The organism is Labrys sp. 22185 (assembly GCF_052045555.1).
Lineage (GTDB): Bacteria > Pseudomonadota > Alphaproteobacteria > Rhizobiales > Labraceae > Labrys > Labrys neptuniae.
In genome coordinates this window covers 41524-56170 of record NZ_JBQEPH010000010.1, presented here as the reverse complement: position 1 = coordinate 56170, position 14647 = coordinate 41524, and the positions used below count along the sequence as shown (strand labels likewise).

Annotated in this window: 14 protein-coding genes; 7 read left to right on the top strand and 7 right to left on the bottom strand. The window is 64.2% G+C overall.

The features are described 5' to 3' along the window. Positions 1 to 37 precede the first annotated feature (37 nt). From ACTJKX_RS19970 to ACTJKX_RS19940, 7 genes are all read left to right on the top strand, one after another. Positions 38 to 526, top strand: coding sequence for an SRPBCC family protein (locus tag ACTJKX_RS19970; RefSeq protein ID WP_440726261.1), 489 nt, complete (start codon positions 38 to 40; stop codon positions 524 to 526). A gap of 302 nt (positions 527 to 828) precedes the next feature. Further along, a complete protein-coding gene (locus ACTJKX_RS19965) occupies positions 829 to 1575 on the top strand; it encodes an ABC transporter ATP-binding protein (RefSeq protein ID WP_394313210.1) in 747 nt (248 codons plus the stop codon). Next, positions 1575 to 2420, top strand: a complete 846-nt coding sequence (locus ACTJKX_RS19960) for an ABC transporter permease (RefSeq protein WP_440726260.1) — start codon at positions 1575 to 1577, stop codon at positions 2418 to 2420. Before ACTJKX_RS19965 ends, ACTJKX_RS19960 begins: the two co-directional genes overlap by 1 nt. Continuing rightward, positions 2417 to 3079, top strand: coding sequence for a hypothetical protein (locus tag ACTJKX_RS19955; protein WP_246683518.1), 663 nt, complete (start codon positions 2417 to 2419; stop codon positions 3077 to 3079). The genes ACTJKX_RS19960 and ACTJKX_RS19955 overlap by 4 nt, the downstream gene beginning before the upstream one ends. A gap of 152 nt (positions 3080 to 3231) precedes the next feature. Further along, positions 3232 to 3501 (top strand): hypothetical protein, encoded by a 270-nt coding sequence (locus ACTJKX_RS19950; RefSeq protein WP_149250624.1) that lies wholly within the window; start codon positions 3232 to 3234, stop codon positions 3499 to 3501. A 279-nt stretch (positions 3502 to 3780) separates the two neighbouring features. Continuing rightward, the gene (yghX, locus tag ACTJKX_RS19945) at positions 3781 to 4668 is read left to right on the top strand and encodes a YghX family hydrolase (protein ID WP_149250625.1); all 888 of its coding nucleotides are present in this window, start codon (positions 3781 to 3783) and stop codon (positions 4666 to 4668) included. Positions 4669 to 4998: 330 nt separating this feature from the next. Then, complete coding sequence (locus ACTJKX_RS19940; RefSeq protein ID WP_440726259.1) at positions 4999 to 5304, top strand: hypothetical protein; 306 nt, start codon at positions 4999 to 5001, stop codon at positions 5302 to 5304. A gap of 64 nt (positions 5305 to 5368) precedes the next feature. Here ACTJKX_RS19940 and ACTJKX_RS19935 read toward each other — a convergent pair whose 3' ends face one another. From ACTJKX_RS19935 to ACTJKX_RS19905, 7 genes are all read right to left on the bottom strand, one after another. Beyond that, positions 5369 to 8344, bottom strand: a complete 2976-nt coding sequence (locus ACTJKX_RS19935; RefSeq protein ID WP_440726258.1) for a type III effector HrpK domain-containing protein — start codon at positions 8342 to 8344, stop codon at positions 5369 to 5371. A 300-nt stretch (positions 8345 to 8644) separates the two neighbouring features. After that, positions 8645 to 9460 carry an IclR family transcriptional regulator gene (locus ACTJKX_RS19930; protein WP_149250627.1) on the bottom strand — a complete coding sequence of 272 codons (816 nt, stop codon included), beginning with the start codon at positions 9458 to 9460 and terminating at the stop codon, positions 8645 to 8647. Positions 9461 to 9524: 64 nt separating this feature from the next. Then, a complete protein-coding gene (locus ACTJKX_RS19925; RefSeq protein WP_440726257.1) occupies positions 9525 to 10724 on the bottom strand; it encodes an aminotransferase class V-fold PLP-dependent enzyme in 1200 nt (399 codons plus the stop codon). 162 nt (positions 10725 to 10886) lie between these two features. Beyond that, positions 10887 to 11378, bottom strand: a complete 492-nt coding sequence (locus ACTJKX_RS19920) for a RidA family protein (RefSeq protein WP_440726256.1) — start codon at positions 11376 to 11378, stop codon at positions 10887 to 10889. Positions 11379 to 11413: 35 nt separating this feature from the next. Beyond that, on the bottom strand, positions 11414 to 12406 hold the full coding sequence (locus ACTJKX_RS19915) for an ABC transporter ATP-binding protein (protein ID WP_440726255.1): 993 nt from the start codon (positions 12404 to 12406) through the stop codon (positions 11414 to 11416). Then, the gene (locus ACTJKX_RS19910) at positions 12403 to 13410 is read right to left on the bottom strand and encodes an ABC transporter ATP-binding protein (protein WP_440726363.1); all 1008 of its coding nucleotides are present in this window, start codon (positions 13408 to 13410) and stop codon (positions 12403 to 12405) included. Before ACTJKX_RS19910 ends, ACTJKX_RS19915 begins: the two co-directional genes overlap by 4 nt. Before the next feature lie 8 nt (positions 13411 to 13418). Next, positions 13419 to 14645: an amidohydrolase/deacetylase family metallohydrolase gene (locus tag ACTJKX_RS19905; protein WP_440726254.1), complete on the bottom strand. Its 1227-nt coding sequence runs from the start codon at positions 14643 to 14645 to the stop codon at positions 13419 to 13421. Between the last annotated feature and the right edge of the window lie 2 nt (positions 14646 to 14647).

Here is a 14647-nt window from a genome sequence, read left to right as displayed (position 1 = left end):
ACGACGATTCAATCAGCAAGATCTGGGGAGGAAGAACATGCGTATCGCGACTCTTGTCGGCGCCGTGGCGGCATTGGGCCTTGCTTGCAGCCCGGCCCTCGCGGAAAAAAACTCCAATCGCGTCGAGGGCAAGGGCACGCCGGCCCAAGCCTGGGCCCTGATTGGCGATTTCTGCGGTATCAAGACTTGGCATCCGGCCATCGCTTCCTGCGAGCTTTCGGAAAAGGACGGCGCCAAGATCCGCACCCTCACCACCAAGGACGGCGCCAAATTCGTCGAAAAGCTGGTCAAATGGGACGACAAGGACACGTCCTACACCTATGCGATTCTCGAGAGCCCCCTGCCGATCGAGAATTACGTCTCCACCCTGAAGGTGGAAGAGGACGACGAGCCGGGCAAGATCGCCATCACCTGGTCGTCCACCTTCGACCCCAAGGGCGTCTCGGGAGATGCTGCGCGCAAGGCTGTGGCAGATATCTATCTGGCCGGCCTGCTCCAGCTCAAGGCCAAGCTCAAGGGCAAGTGATGGTTGTGAAATACCGTTCATTTTGGGCCTGGCGAGCCGATCAGGTGCGGTGAAATGGTTACAGGATGGTGCTGCCCCTCACCCTTACCCTCTCCCCGCAAGCGGGGCGAGGGGACCTCGGCGTCGCGTTTTGTCCCGCAAGCTCAACGTCTCACGTTGATGCGCGGCGCTTGGCGCTCCCTCGCCCCGCTCTTGCGGGCAGAGGGTAAGAGGCAGCGCAAACCCCTGCCAGCAACTCTTCGTTCTGCCGTCCGCCGGGCCTGGTGTATCCTGCCGCATCCTCGGCGTGACAGGGATCGACCATGACGGTTCGTTCGGACAAGCCGGCGCTCTCGGTCTCGGCCGTAGGTCATCGTTTCGGCAAACGCGAAGCGCTGGCCGACGTTTCGCTCGAGGTGCAGGCCGGGCGCTTCGTCGCCCTGCTGGGGCCGAACGGCGCGGGCAAGACGACCCTGTTCTCGATCGTGACGCGGCTCTATCAGAACCGTTCCGGCCGCGTCGAGGTCTATGGGCATGATCTCAATCTCACGCCGTCGCGGGCGCTTGCCGAGCTCGGCGTCGTCTTCCAGGCCCGCACGCTCGATGCCGACCTGACGGTACGCCAGAACCTTGCCTATCACGCGGCCTTGCACGGCCTCGGCGGGAAGGCGGTCCGCGAGAATATTCTTACGCTTCTGCGACGCGTGGGCCTTGCCGAGCGGGCCGACGAGAAGGTTCGCACGCTGTCCGGTGGCCAGGCCCGGCGCGTGGAGATCGCACGCGCGCTGGTGCACAGGCCCCGCCTCCTGCTCCTGGACGAGCCGACCGTCGGCCTCGACCTTGCAGCCCGGGCCGACATCGTCGCCACGGTGCGGCGCCTGGTCGATGAGGAGGGCATCGCAGTGCTGTGGGCCACCCATATCTTCGAGGAAATCGCCGACAACGACGACGTCTATGTCCTGCACCAGGGCCGCATCGTCGCCGAGGGCAAGGCGGCCATGCTCGCTGCCCGCAGCGGCGCCAGCCTGGCCGAGACCTTCCGCCGCCTGACTGACAGGGAGGCCGCCTGATGTCGGATACGGCACTCACCTCGCGGCTGAGCTTTTCGGGTTATCTGGTCTGCCTGGGCGGCATCGCGCATCGGGAGATGCTGCGTTTCGTCAACCAGAAGGAACGTTTCCTGTCGGCGCTGGTGCGCCCGCTGATCTGGCTCTTCATCTTCGCTGCCGGCTTTCGCAATGTGCTGGGGGTCTCGATCCAGCCGCCCTACGAGACCTATGTGCTCTACGAGACCTATGTCGTGCCGGGTCTGGCGGTGATGATCCAGCTCTTCTACGGCATGCAGTCCTCGCTTTCCATGGTCTATGACCGCGAGGTCGGCTCGATGCGGGTGCTGCTCACCAGCCCCTTCCCGCGCTGGTCTTTGCTGGCCGCCAAGCTCATGGCCAGCGTGCTGGTGTCGGTGCTGCAGGTCTATGTCTTCCTGGCGATCGCGGCCTGGTGGGACGTCGACGCGCCGGTGCAGGGCTATGTCCTGGCCCTGCCGGCGCTGGTGCTGACCGGCCTGATGCTCGGTTCGATCGGCCTCTTCCTGTCCTCGCTGATCCGCCAGCTCGAGAATTTCGCCAGCGTGATGAACTTCGTGATCTTCCCGATGTTCTTCGCCTCCTCGGCGCTCTACCCGCTCTGGCGCATCCGGGAGGCGAGCGAGGGTCTTTATCTGACCTGCCTCGCCAATCCGTTCACCCATGGGGTCGAGCTGGTGCGCTTTGCCCTTTATGGCCGGCTCGAGCCGGTCGCGCTTGCGGTGGTGGTGGGCACCACGGTGCTGTTCTTCGCCGCCGCGCTCATCGCCTATGACCCGTCCCGCGGCCTGATGGTGCGCCGCGGCGGCCCCAAAGGAGAAGCATCATGAGATCTGGCAGGCCCCCGAAATCTGGCAGGTCCGTGGTGCGGACCCTTCGGCCGGCCATCCTGGTGGTGATGCTGGCGGGTGGCGTGGATTGGGCTCACACCGTGCAGGCCCAGCAGCCCCAGCCCGATCCGGACTGGCCCTGCATCCAGCGCAAGGTCGGCACGCTGAGCGCCGGCGTGGTCTGGAGCGGGCCGGATATCGCGACGGCCGGCGACTGGACCAAGGATTTCGACACGGCGGCGATGGCCCAGAAGCTCGCCTCGCGCCGGACGCCGATCGAGGAGGTCGACGGCCTCATCGACGGCTTCGTGCAGCAGGCCGGGGCGGAGAAGGACGCCCGCCTGACGCGCCTGTTCGCCGGTGTGCTCGAACTGGTCAACGAGGAGCGCGACAAGATCCTGGGCGGCATCGGCCGCTATGCGCGCGGCCAGAACAAGCTCGCCGATCGCATCCGCGACGAGAGCGACAAGATCGGTGCCGCCAAGGATTCCCCCAGCGCGGTGGGCAGCAAGGAAACCGATGATCTCGAGACCCAGCTCAAATGGGACAAGCGCATCTTCGAGGAGCGGGGCCGTTCGCTGACCTATGTCTGCGAGACGCCCGTCCTGCTGGAGCGCCGCCTGTTCGACATCGCCCGGCGCATCCAGCAGCGACTGTGAGAAAGATGACCCGCAGGCCGTTCGAAAGAAGCGCGCAGCGCGATATGAGATGGCAGCGCAGGCCCGGATAACTGGAACAGAGCCTTTTGAAGGAGGTTTGGAAGAGTACCCAGGGGTTTGGGGCACTTCACCCACTTCAAAGGAGAAGGCCAGTGATCAAGTCAGTCTGTGTCGCGGCGGCTCTCACATTGGGTCTGGCAACAAGTGCGATGGCAGCGCCCAACGCCGTGTGGACACGCGCCAGCCAGTGCAATGAATCACAGCTCAAACAGATGAAGAACAGCGTGGATTCGATTCGGGATCCGCTGCGACAGGAAGCGGCCCTGGAGGAATTGGACATGGCCGTGGCATTGCTGCAGGACAATGATCCTGATGGATGCATGATGCATCTCAGCAATGCCGCCGAATATGTTACGCCATGAAGTGGCGGGCGCTATCGCGGCGCCCGTTTCCTTTCAACGAGGCAAAGTTCTGCACCTCATCCCTCGGCCGGAGTGAGGCCTCGATCGGCGACTCCTTCGCTCCTACTGGCGGCAAGGATATTGATTTCAGCTTGATCCAGGAAGGGTGCGACGCGCTTTGGATGATGTCCATGCCCTCGGAGGCCGGTGCCTGCACTCTCCACCCATCTCGCCATTGTGAAGACCGCTCGCCCGAAGATCCTATAGGCTACTGCCGGGTTGACAGGGGAGGGACGGGCGATGACCCGCATGACGGCCAAGGATTTTCCGCAGGAACTCCTCGAACTCTACGACTTCTATGCGCATGGCAAGATCTCCAAACGCGAGTTCCTCGATCGGGCCGGCAAGTTTGCCGTGGGTGGCCTGACGGCAGCGGCCATTCTTGCCTCTCTCAGCCCCAATTACGCCTATGCGCAGCAGGTGCAGTTCACCGATCCAGACATCGTGGCCGAGTACATCACTTTTTCCTCGCCCAAGGGGAATGGCGAGGTCCGTGGCTATTTCGTGCGGCCGGCCAAGGCGACCGGTCCTGTCCCCGGCGTAGTCGTCGTCCATGAGAACAGGGGTCTCAACCCCTATATCGAGGACGTGGCACGGCGCGTCGCCAAGGCCGGGTTCGTCGCCCTGGCACCCGATGGCTTGAGCTCGGTCGGTGGCTATCCGGGCAATGACGACAAGGGGCGAGACCTGCAGGCCAAGGTCGATCCCGAAAAGCTGATGAACGATTTCTTCGCGGCGACCGAGTTCCTGATGAAGCACAAGTCGGGGACCGGCAAGGTCGGCATGACCGGCTTTTGCTATGGCGGCGGCGTCGCCAATGCCACGGCCGTGGCCTATCCCGAGCTCGCGGCCGCGGTGCCCTTCTATGGGCGCCAGCCCAAGGCCGAGGACGTGGCACGCATCAAGGCGCCGCTGCTGATCCATTATGCGGAACTGGATACCCGTATCAACGAAGGCTGGCCGGCTTATGAGGCCGCGCTCAAGGCCGGCGGCAAGACCTATGAGGCCCATATCTATCCGGGTGTGAATCACGGTTTTCACAACGATTCCACCCCGCGCTACGACGAGGCGGCCGCCAAGCTGGCCTGGGATCGCACGATCGCCTGGTTCCGGCGCTATCTGGCCTGAGGCGGTCAGCCCGATCCGGTTTTCAACGTGTCGCTGTGCGACCTGCCGCTCCTGCCAAAGTGCAGGATGCGCCGACTGCCTATGATGGTGGGACGGCCTCATCCGGGCGCTGACGGCTGCCGTGTGGCGGCCGGCAAGTTAATCTGACATTTCACGATTTTTTTGCTACGGAATGAAAATTCCATAGAAGGGTGGTTGTCTTACTATTTGAACAGGCACGACCTATATACGACGGAATATGTTGGATGCTGGGTCCGGCATCGATATTTTGGCCGCCGTCCTGCCCAAGAGGCAGGCACCAGGATAGTGTAGGATATTGGGCGTTTTACGATGCGGAATCCGCCGAAGCCGGACCCCGAATTGCTGCGGACCTGCTATCTTTCCGGGCAGATGACCGAGGCTCAATGGCAGGAGCATGTCGCCAATGGCGATGTCGAGGAGCTTGCCGGCGCCGCGGACGACAGTGCCTCGATTTCGTCCCTGGAAGCCGCAATGATCCTCGGCAGGGAGGCCATGCAGTTGCGGGCCCGGCAATTCATGGACAAGCACCCGGAACTCTCGGTTACCGATCTCATGGTCGAGTTCGCTTTGCTCGAGGCGGAGCTGCTGATCGCGTCGAGAAACCGGGCGGCATAGCCAGGCGCCATCGAGGAGGATCGACGGGCCGGCTTCGTCGATCAGGTCCGCCGCACTGGGCGCGTCAGGATGTGCCGCTGCCGGTCTGCGGCCAGTCCTCTTCCGGAACATCCCAGATATCGCCATTCTCCACGCCGTCGATCCCGTATTTCGTCAGGTAGCTGCTGAGCAGGTCCCCGAAATCGTCGGCGCGCTTTTGCTGCTTGCCTTCCTCGATCAGGCCCGGAAGTAGCAGGGCCAGCGCGCCGACGCCGGCCGCGGCTAAGCCAAGGCCACCCGCGGCCAGGGCTGGGATCAAGCGCGCCACATTGGGCGCAAACAGGGCAAGGCCCCCCTCGACGGTGGAAGCCAGGCCGGCCATGGCGCCCAGCGAGCCGGAGGCGATGCTGATGCCGCCGCTGACCGTATCGCCCTTGCGGATCGATTGGACGCCGTCGAAAATCGCATAGGCGCCGGCGGCCATGCCGGCGATGCCGCCGGCTCCCTTCGCGGCGTTTTCGAGTTTCTTCAGGTTGGACTCCAGCTCCTTGTAGAATTTGGACTTGTCCTGCAGGGCCTGGCTTTCCGGAGAAACGTCTTCGAGAAGCGAGCCGACATGGTCGAGAAGGTCGCCGCTGAGCTTGCTCTTCACGTCCTTCAGATAATTCAGATAGGCCTTGGAGCCGCCTTCCGTGAGGATCGTCGCGGTCTGGATCGAACCGGTGGTGATGTCGGCGATCTGGTGGCTGCTGAGCTGGCCGGATCCGCTGGCCCCCTTGGCGATGGTGACGCCGGCCAAGAAGAGGCCGCTGACGCCATGCAGCACGCCTCTGTCGGAAGCCGCCTTGATCGACGAATCCGGGCTGAAGAGCTTGAGCTCGTTGATCGATTTCGCGCCCTGTCGCAACAGATCCCAGTCTCCCCTGAAGGAAGCCAGGATCTGGTCTGGCCTTGCGACCGTCCCGTCCTTGTTGATCAGGAATTCGGGATTGTCCTTGCCGATCTGCTCGATGAGGCTCTTGACCTTGGCCTCATCGAGCCGGTCGCCGCCATCGACGCCGAACGCCTTCTTCAGATCGTCGAAGGATGCCCCGTCGAAGGCCTTGTCCTGCGCGATCTTGGTGAAGTTCTCGTTCAGCTTGGCGTCGAACCTGCCGGTGAAGTCGGGATCGAGGGCTGCGTTGTAGAGCGCAACTTCCATGCTGAAGGCGCTGGCTGCCTTCTCGAACGAATTGTCCCTGATGAGGTCTTTCAGGCGATCGCCCGATGCCAGCGACTTCTCATAGAAATCCTGTAGCTCGCCATTATGCTTGGAACTCTTGACGGCGTCCTGGATTTCGGCGGCGTTCTTGAGCCCGAGGGTGCCCTGGAACAGCCGTGCGGTTTCAAAGAACTCGGCAAGAACCGCCTGCTGGTCGGCCTTGCCGTCCTTCGTCTTCGTGTCCCACAGGCTGTCGAGCGCCTTACCGGACTTGATCTCCTCGCCATAGGTCTTTTGCAGGGCGTCCTTGAGACCCTTGTTTTCGTCCAGCAGCTCGGTCATCTGCTTGGCGCTGTTCTCGTCCAGATATTTGACGACGTCCGGATCGTTTTCGAGCGTCTTGATGTGGTCGTTGACGTCCTGGAGCAGCTTCTGCGGATCGGGATGACTGCGCACGCGGTTGGCGATGCTGACGATGGAATAGTCGTCCTTCCACATGCCGGCCTTGGCGCCGTCGGTGATCAGCTTCTGCGCCTTCAGCAATTCCTGGAGGGCGGCCGCCTTTTCGGGCGTGCCGTATTTTTCGGGGTGCTCGAACAGGTCCTGGTTCAGCGTCTTGGTGTCGATGCCGGCGACGACATTGCCATCGGCGATCGTGGACATGAGAGCGATGGCCGAACCGGCATCCTTGGGCGCCTGCTTTTCCAGCCAGCTGGTTACGTCGTCCTTGCTCAGCTTGCCGTCGGCCTTGAGCCGTGTCGGGTCCTTCGCTGTCTCCAGCCGGTCGAAGGCGCCCGGCTGCGACCAGAAATTGAGCGCCTCCTTGAAGTCCCCGCTGATCTGCGGGTTCTTGCGCATGTAGTCCTTCAGCGCGTCGGCCGTCAAAGTCTCGCCCGAGCCGGTCTTGCCTTTGATCGCATCGTAATTCTCGGCGAGGATGGCGGTATATTTGGCAATCGTCTTGGAGGCTTCGTCGGCGCCGGGATTCTTTTCCAGGAAGTCCTTGTAGCTGGCGATGTCTTCGGGTTTTTCCACTGCCTGGAGAGCGGAGAAGCCATATTTGCCGAAATCCTGGAGCCGGCCGGCCTCCGTGCCATGCCTGGCTTCCCCGCTCTTGGTGAAGCCGTCGATGCTGGTGTTGGACACGTCGCTTCCCGACAGCGGCTTGCCATTCTCGTCATACATCGTGACGCGATCGAGAACCTGGCTGGCCCGGTAGGCGGCGTTGGCGTCATGCTCGAAATCGCCGACCCGTTCCTTCAGCATGTCCTTGACGCCGCTCTGGTTGCCCAGATTTTTGAGCAAGGGGGAATCGTCGATGATCTCCTGCGCCGAGCGCTTGTCGTCGGCCGGCAGTTCCCATTGGATGCCGATTTTCTCGGCCTGTTCGCGGGCTGCCTTGTCGTCATTGGCGGAAGCGACGTGCTGGAGTTCGCCTTTCAAATTGGAGAAGCCATATTTGCCGAAGTCCTGCAGCCGGCCGGCCTCCGTGCCGTGCCGGGCGTCGCCGTCCTTGGTGAAGCCGTCGACACGGCCATTGCCCATATTGCTGCCGGCGATCCGGTTGCCGTTCTCATCGAATTTCTCGACATGGTCGAGCACCTGGGCGGCTCTGAACGCGGCGTCGGCATCCGTTTCGATATCGCCGCCGACCCTGTCTTCCAGCATGTCCTTGACGCCGCTTTGATTGCCCAGATCGCGCAGCAGCGGGGTGTCCTTGATGATATCCTGAGCCGAGCGGTGATCGTTCTCCGGCCGCTTCCAAAGTATACCCGCGTCCTTGGCAGCTTTCTGGGCCTGATCCCATGCCTTGATAGCCGATGGGTCGATCGAGGCGGAGTTTATTTTAACGACAGGCAAACTATTATTAAATGAATTGATTTTCATCACGACGAACAAACCTTTCCTGTCTCAGGGACATTACAGTCCGATACGGTTAAGGTTGTCGGATCTAAGCGGTCCTTCATGAACTGCATGTGACAGGTCGGACAATATCGCGACTGCATGCGGCATCGGGCGACCGCTGGCAGCATCCGCGGGTCATGGCCGATTTTTTGATTTCAGGGGTTGTCCGGGGATATGCCGCGTGATTGCGAGCGCGCATCATCGCTTGTGATGCGTCAGCCGTCGGTGAGGCCACAAACGCCGTGTCGATCTCCCTCAGCGCCGGGCCTGCCACCCCAGCCGGCTCTCGATGCGCCGGGCACTGGCCTTGACCAGGGCGATCAGATCAGGGTCCTTCTGCTCGAGCTTCCTGTCCGGCACCACGATCGAGATCGTGGCGCGGCAGGCGCCCTGGCTGTCGCGGATCGGGGCGGCGATGCAGGCAACCGCGAAGTCGGAATCGCCGGCCTGGATGGAAAGGCCCTGTTCCAGGGCTTCGGCCGCTATCCTGGCCAGCACATTGTTGTCCGTCTCGGCCCGGCCGGTCGGCGAGGCGACCGCCGAGCGCGCGAAGATTTCGCGCCGCTCCGCTTCCGGCAGATGGCCGACCAATATGCGGCCGGATGCCGTCCAGTTCAGCGGGCTGCGCGTGCCGACGCGCGAGGTGACCTGGAAATGGTCCTTGCCCTCTTCCATGGCCAGCACGACCATGTGGTCGCCGTCCCGCCCGCAGATCTGGATGGTCTCGCCCGAACTCTGGGCGAGTTCATGCATCTCCTGCTCCGCCACGTTGAGGAGGTCGAGGGTGCGCGCATAGGTCAGGCCATAGTGATAGAGGCGGGGCCCGAGCCAGAGCAGGCCGCCATCCTGGCGGTCGAGCATCTCCTTCTCCACCAGGTCGTCGACGATGACATAGATCGTCGACAGGGGGGCGCCGATGTCGCGCGCGATCTCATAGGCGGTGGCGGGACGCTCGACCTTCTGCAGATAGTCGAGAATCTGCAGGGCACGGTCGATGCCGCTGGTACGCGAGCGGCGCCGGGTGGCACCGCCCTCATTGGCATCATCACGTTCGAGGGCTGTCGTGGACATGGGATTCGGAGCTTTCCATCATGCATCATTCTATGCCGCGGTCGCGGCAATGAACAAGCAGGGCTCAGTCCGGCCATTGCAGAATGGCGGCCTCTTTGGCCAGCAGGCGGTCCTCGAAGGGGGTGGCGATCGGCAGGTTGGACTTGCGGGCCTGTTCGAGTTCCTCAGCGAGGCGGGCCGCCACGATGTCTTCCTCGTCCGGGTGCAGGTTGCAGGGATCGAGGAAGAAGTAGCCGTGCTCGACCTCGTGATCGCGCACGATCACCGGGCGATCCCCAGCGGCCAGACGGTCGGCCAGGTCCCAGGCGGTGATGCGGGCCTCCTGCGGGTCGATGAAGACCTGGAGCCGATCGAGCGGATTGTTGGTCGGATCGGGGACGACCACCGCCTTCACGCCCTGCTTGCCGTCGAGAGCCGCCAGCCAGCAATCGAGGGCCTTGCGCTCGCGAGCGCGGATGCCGTCGTGATCGCGCGTCTTCCAGGCTTGCAGGGCGGCCAGCGTGCCGACGATGCCTTCCTTGCCCACCTTCATGCCGCGACCGATGCCGCGGTTCTGCAGATAGACGTTGCGCACCAGTTCCTTGGGGCCGGCCACGATGCCGGAGGTCGGGCCGCCGAGAAATTTGTGGCCGGAATAGAGGACGAGGTCGGCGCCATCGGCGAGGAAGCCTTGGAGGTCATATTCGGAGGCGGCATCGACGATGACGGGAATGCCGTGCTCATGGGCGATCTTGGCGAAGACCCTGAGCGGGATCTGCGCATAGTCGACGACGTGGTGGGAGACCACATAGACGGCGGCGGCGGTGCGATCGGTGATGGCGCCGGCCAGATGGTAGGCCGAGGCGCTGGTGGCCTGGCCGATCGGCACGACCTTCGCGCCGGTGAGGCGGATCGCCTGCTCGACAGGGGCGCCGTAGCTGACCATGTGGCCGGACTGGATGATCACCTCGTTCTTCAGGCCCGTCGCATCGGGCAGGCGTTCGATGGCGGCAAGATCGCTGCCGGTCATGGCGGCGGCGACGGCGAGGCTGATCGCGGCCGAGCAGGAGGCGGTGACGAAGCCCGCCTCCGCGCCGGTCAGGTTGGCGATCACCGCGCTCGCCTTGCGATGCAGGTCGCCGAGTTCGACGAATTCGCTGAGGATCGCCGAGACCGCTTCCACGGCAGGCGGCACCACGATGGAGGCACCGAGCGAGGTCATGGTCCCGGATACGTTGATGACGGGCCTGAGGCCGAGGCGGCTGCGGATATCGTTGGTGGACATGGGAGGGTGCTCCGAAGGGCGATGAAGGATTGACGCCAATGCGTATTGGCATCGATTCTTTCTGGGACCGCTGGCTTCCAGCCGGCTCTTGGACACGCCCCGCCGGATGGAAAAGAAGAGCCGGCTGGAAGCCAACGGTCCCAGGAAAACGATAGGCTGCCGTCAGTCGATGGCCACGATGGCTTCGATCTCGACGGTGATCTGGCCGGGCAGCGAGCCCTGGCCGACCGCCGAACGGGCATGGATGCCGCCGTCGCCGAAGACTTCGATGAACAGGTCCGAACAGCCATTGATCACGGCCGGATGCTGGGCGAAATCGGGCGCCGCATTGACCATGCCGAAGAGCTTGACCACCCGCCGCACGCGGGTGAGGTCGCCGAGCGCGTCCTGCATGACGGCGATCAGGTTGATGCCGGTCAGGCGGGCGTGCTGATAGGCTTCCTCGACCGAGACTCCGGCACCAACCTTGCCGGTGTGCGAGCGGCCGTCGGCATGGTTCGGACCCTGGCCGGACAGGAACAGCAATTTGCCCTCCTGCACATGGGTGACGAAATTGGCGATGGGCGCGGGCGCAACGGGAAGCTTGATTCCGAGGGCTGCCAGCCGCTCATAGGGCGAGGTGTGCGGGCGTGGAACCGTCCCGGAAATGGTCATTGAAAAACACTCCAATTATGCAAATAGCCCGGTCTTCATGCGAAGAGCTCGGCTTGACGGATGCAGGCGACATAGTGGCCGCCGCCGATAGGCTCGACCGGCGGGATGATGGTCGAGCAGGCCGGCGCGGCGGAGGGGCAACGGGTCCGGAACACGCAGCCGGAGGGCGGCGCGATGGGGCTGGGAATGTCGCCCTGCAGCGGCACGCGCGTGCGCCGGCGGGTGGGATCGGGCACCGGCGCGGTCGCCAGCAGCGCCTTGGTATAGGGGTGGCGCGGGGCGGCATAGACCTGCCGGCTCGGGCCCCGCTCCATGACGCGGCCGAGATACATCACCACCACCTCGTCGCACAGATATTCGACGACGGAGAGGTCGTGGGCGATGAACAGCATGGTCAGGCTCAGCTTCTTCTTGAGATCGCCGAGCAGATTGAGGACCTGGGCCTGCACGGAGACGTCGAGGGCCGAGACGGGCTCATCGGCGACGATGAATTCGGGTTCGACCGCGATGGCCCTGGCGATGCCGATGCGCTGGCGCTGGCCTCCGGAGAATTCATGCGGAAAGCGCGTGGCATAGTCGGGCGACAGGCCGACCAGGCTGAGCAGTTCGGCGACGCGTTCGGCGCGCGCCTTGCCGCGCGGGTAGCCGCAGGTGTCGAGCGCCTCGCCGATGATGGCCGAGATGCGCATGCGCGGATTGAGGCTGGAGAAGGGGTCCTGGAAGACGATCTGCAGCCGGCGTCGATAGGCCAGCATTTCCCTGGTGCTGAGGCCGAACAGGTCGACGCCGTCGAAGATCGCCTTGCCGGAGGTCGGCTCGACCAGGCGCAGCACGGAGCGCCCGGCGGTGGTCTTGCCCGAACCGGATTCGCCGACCAGGCCCACTGTGGCGCCGCGACGGACATCGAAGCTGACATCCTCGACGGCATGCACGATGCGCCCGTTGCGGGCCGGGAAATGCTTGGTGAGGTTCTGCACGCTGAGCAGCGGCGTGCCGGCCGCGGCCTGGGGGGAGGGGGCTGTCGTCATAGCTCGGCGCTCCGGATGCAACGCGAGAAGCTGGCCGCTCCCGTCGCGACCAGTTCAGGGACGGCGGCGCTGCAGGCCTCGAGCGCCAGGGAACAGCGCGGCCCGAAGGCGCAGCCGGGGGGTAAGGCCGTGATTGGCGGCACATTGCCGGGAATGGAATGCAGCGCCTGGCGCTCGCCGCTGGCATCGATGTCGCGTGCCGCGTCCGGGGTGCAGGCGAGCAGGCCCTTGGTATAGGGGTGGCGCTGATGGGCGAAGAGGTCGATGACGGGCGCCTGCTCGACCACCCGGCCGCCATACATCACCACCACATTATGGGCGATCTCGGCGACCACGCCGAGATTATGGGTGATGAACAGGATGGACATGCCGAATTCGGCCTGGAGCCGGCGCAGCAGATCGAGGATCTGCGCCTGGATTGTCACGTCGAGGGCGGTGGTCGGCTCGTCCGCGATCAGCAAGGACGGATTGCAGGAGAGCGCCATGGCGATCATCACGCGCTGGCGCATGCCGCCGGACATCTGGTGGGGGTAGTCGTCGAGGCGCGAGGCGGCATCGGGGATCTCGACATGCTTGAGCATGGCGAGCGCCCGGCGGCGGGCCTCCTGGCGGTTGACCGGCTCGTGCAAAGCGATCATCTCGCCGATCTGGTCGCCCACCGTGTAGAGAGGGTTTAGGCTGGTCATCGGCTCCTGGAAGATCATGGCGATCTCCCGGCCGCGCATGCGGCGGAACTGGCGGGGCGTGAAGGCGGCAAGGTCGTGCACGCTGCCGGCACGGTTGCGGAACAGGATCTTGCCGCCGGCGATGATGCCGGGCCTGGAGAGCAGGCCCATGATCGACAGGCTGGTGACGGATTTGCCGGAACCGGATTCGCCCACCACTGCGAGCGTCTCGCCGCGCTTGAGGTCGAAGGTCACGCCATCAACCGCCTTGGCGGTAAAGCGCTTGTTGACGAACCAGGTGCGCAGGTCCTGGACGGAGAGGATGGTGTCGGGGGCGATCGAACCTGTCATGACTGCCACCCGCAATGGGGGCAGGCATGCTTGCCGGTCGTCGGCGTCTGGGCCGGGACATAGCGCTCCGCGGCAATCACCTCGGCGCCCAGCACGACCTGGCGCGGCTCGAACACCCGGGTGAGCCGGCTGAGCGCGCCCTGCGAGTCCTTGACGGTGATGTCGGCGTCGACGACGTCGAACAGCGTGAATTCGGCCGGCCGGCCCTTGTCCAGCAACCCGTCCGCCTTGAGGCCGATGGCTCGGCGCGGCGCGGTGGTTACGGCGGCGACCACCTCCTCCAGCTTCATGCCGAGCGAGAGGAGCTTCGACATGGTGGTGGCCATGTCCCACACCGCCCCGTCGAGCGAGCGATTGTGCAGGTCGGTGGAGATGGTCCGGGGCGGCAGGCCACGCGCCAGGGCCGCCTTGGCGACGTCGAAGGAGAAGGAAGCGCCACCATGGCCGACATCGAGCACGATGCCGCGCGCTGCCGCCTCCTCGGCGAGGCGATAGAGGTCCTCGTCCTCCAGGATCGAGCTGCCGGCCTTGCCGTTGAAGCAATGGGTGACGATGTCGCCTTCGGTCAGCAGGCCGAGGACGTCGTCATAGAGGGGCGGCGGCTCGCCGACATGCACCATCAGCGGCAGCTTGAGGATGCGGCCGAGTTTCTTGGCGAGCTTGACCGGGGTGAGGTCCCAGCCGCCGGTGATGACATGGCTGGCGCGCACCTTCAGGCCGACGATGACGTCGCGGTTCTTCTCGACCGTGGCGATGATCCGCTCGAAATCGATGGAGCGGATGTCCATGAGTTCGCTGACACGGTTGCAGGCGACCAGGCCGATCGAGCCGAGATTGAGGAAGGCGTAGACATTCTCCCGTGCCGGCTCGATGATGAATTCGCGCAGGCCATGGAAATTGGCCTCTCCGGCCGAGCCGGCATCGACCATGGTGGTGACGCCGCGCGCGGCGCCGCATTGCTCGGGCCGGAGCGAGATGTCGGTGCCGCCATACCAGACATGAACGTGAAGGTCGGCCCAGCCCGGCGACAGGAAGCGCCCGCCGGCATCGAGGATACTGATATCGTCGCCGGCCGTGATCGAGGTCGCGACGTCGGCGATGCGGCCCTCATGGTCGACCAGGATGTCGAGGGGCGTGCCGGACGGGGCGGAGGTGAAGCCGATGGTCCTGGCACCCTTGATGAGCAGCGGCCGGTCGGCCTGAGGGAAACGGTTGCCGATCATGG

Bases quoted from the DNA above. Each gene is read 5' to 3' on its own strand.
- ACTJKX_RS19915 (WP_440726255.1), bottom strand. From the start codon at position 12,406: ATGACGACAGCCCCCTCCCCCCAGGCCGCGGCCGGCACGCCGCTGCTC.
- ACTJKX_RS19905 (WP_440726254.1), bottom strand. From the start codon at position 14,645: ATGATCGGCAACCGTTTCCCTCAGGCCGACCGGCCGCTGCTCATCAAG.
- yghX (WP_149250625.1), top strand. From the start codon at position 3,781: ATGACCCGCATGACGGCCAAGGATTTTCCGCAGGAACTCCTCGAACTC.
- ACTJKX_RS19930 (WP_149250627.1), bottom strand. From the start codon at position 9,460: ATGTCCACGACAGCCCTCGAACGTGATGATGCCAATGAGGGCGGTGCC.
- ACTJKX_RS19965 (WP_394313210.1), top strand. From the start codon at position 829: ATGACGGTTCGTTCGGACAAGCCGGCGCTCTCGGTCTCGGCCGTAGGT.
- ACTJKX_RS19920 (WP_440726256.1), bottom strand. From the start codon at position 11,378: ATGACCATTTCCGGGACGGTTCCACGCCCGCACACCTCGCCCTATGAG.
- ACTJKX_RS19970 (WP_440726261.1), top strand. From the start codon at position 38: ATGCGTATCGCGACTCTTGTCGGCGCCGTGGCGGCATTGGGCCTTGCT.
- ACTJKX_RS19940 (WP_440726259.1), top strand. From the start codon at position 4,999: ATGCGGAATCCGCCGAAGCCGGACCCCGAATTGCTGCGGACCTGCTAT.
- ACTJKX_RS19925 (WP_440726257.1), bottom strand. From the start codon at position 10,724: ATGTCCACCAACGATATCCGCAGCCGCCTCGGCCTCAGGCCCGTCATC.
- ACTJKX_RS19960 (WP_440726260.1), top strand. From the start codon at position 1,575: ATGTCGGATACGGCACTCACCTCGCGGCTGAGCTTTTCGGGTTATCTG.
- ACTJKX_RS19955 (WP_246683518.1), top strand. From the start codon at position 2,417: ATGAGATCTGGCAGGCCCCCGAAATCTGGCAGGTCCGTGGTGCGGACC.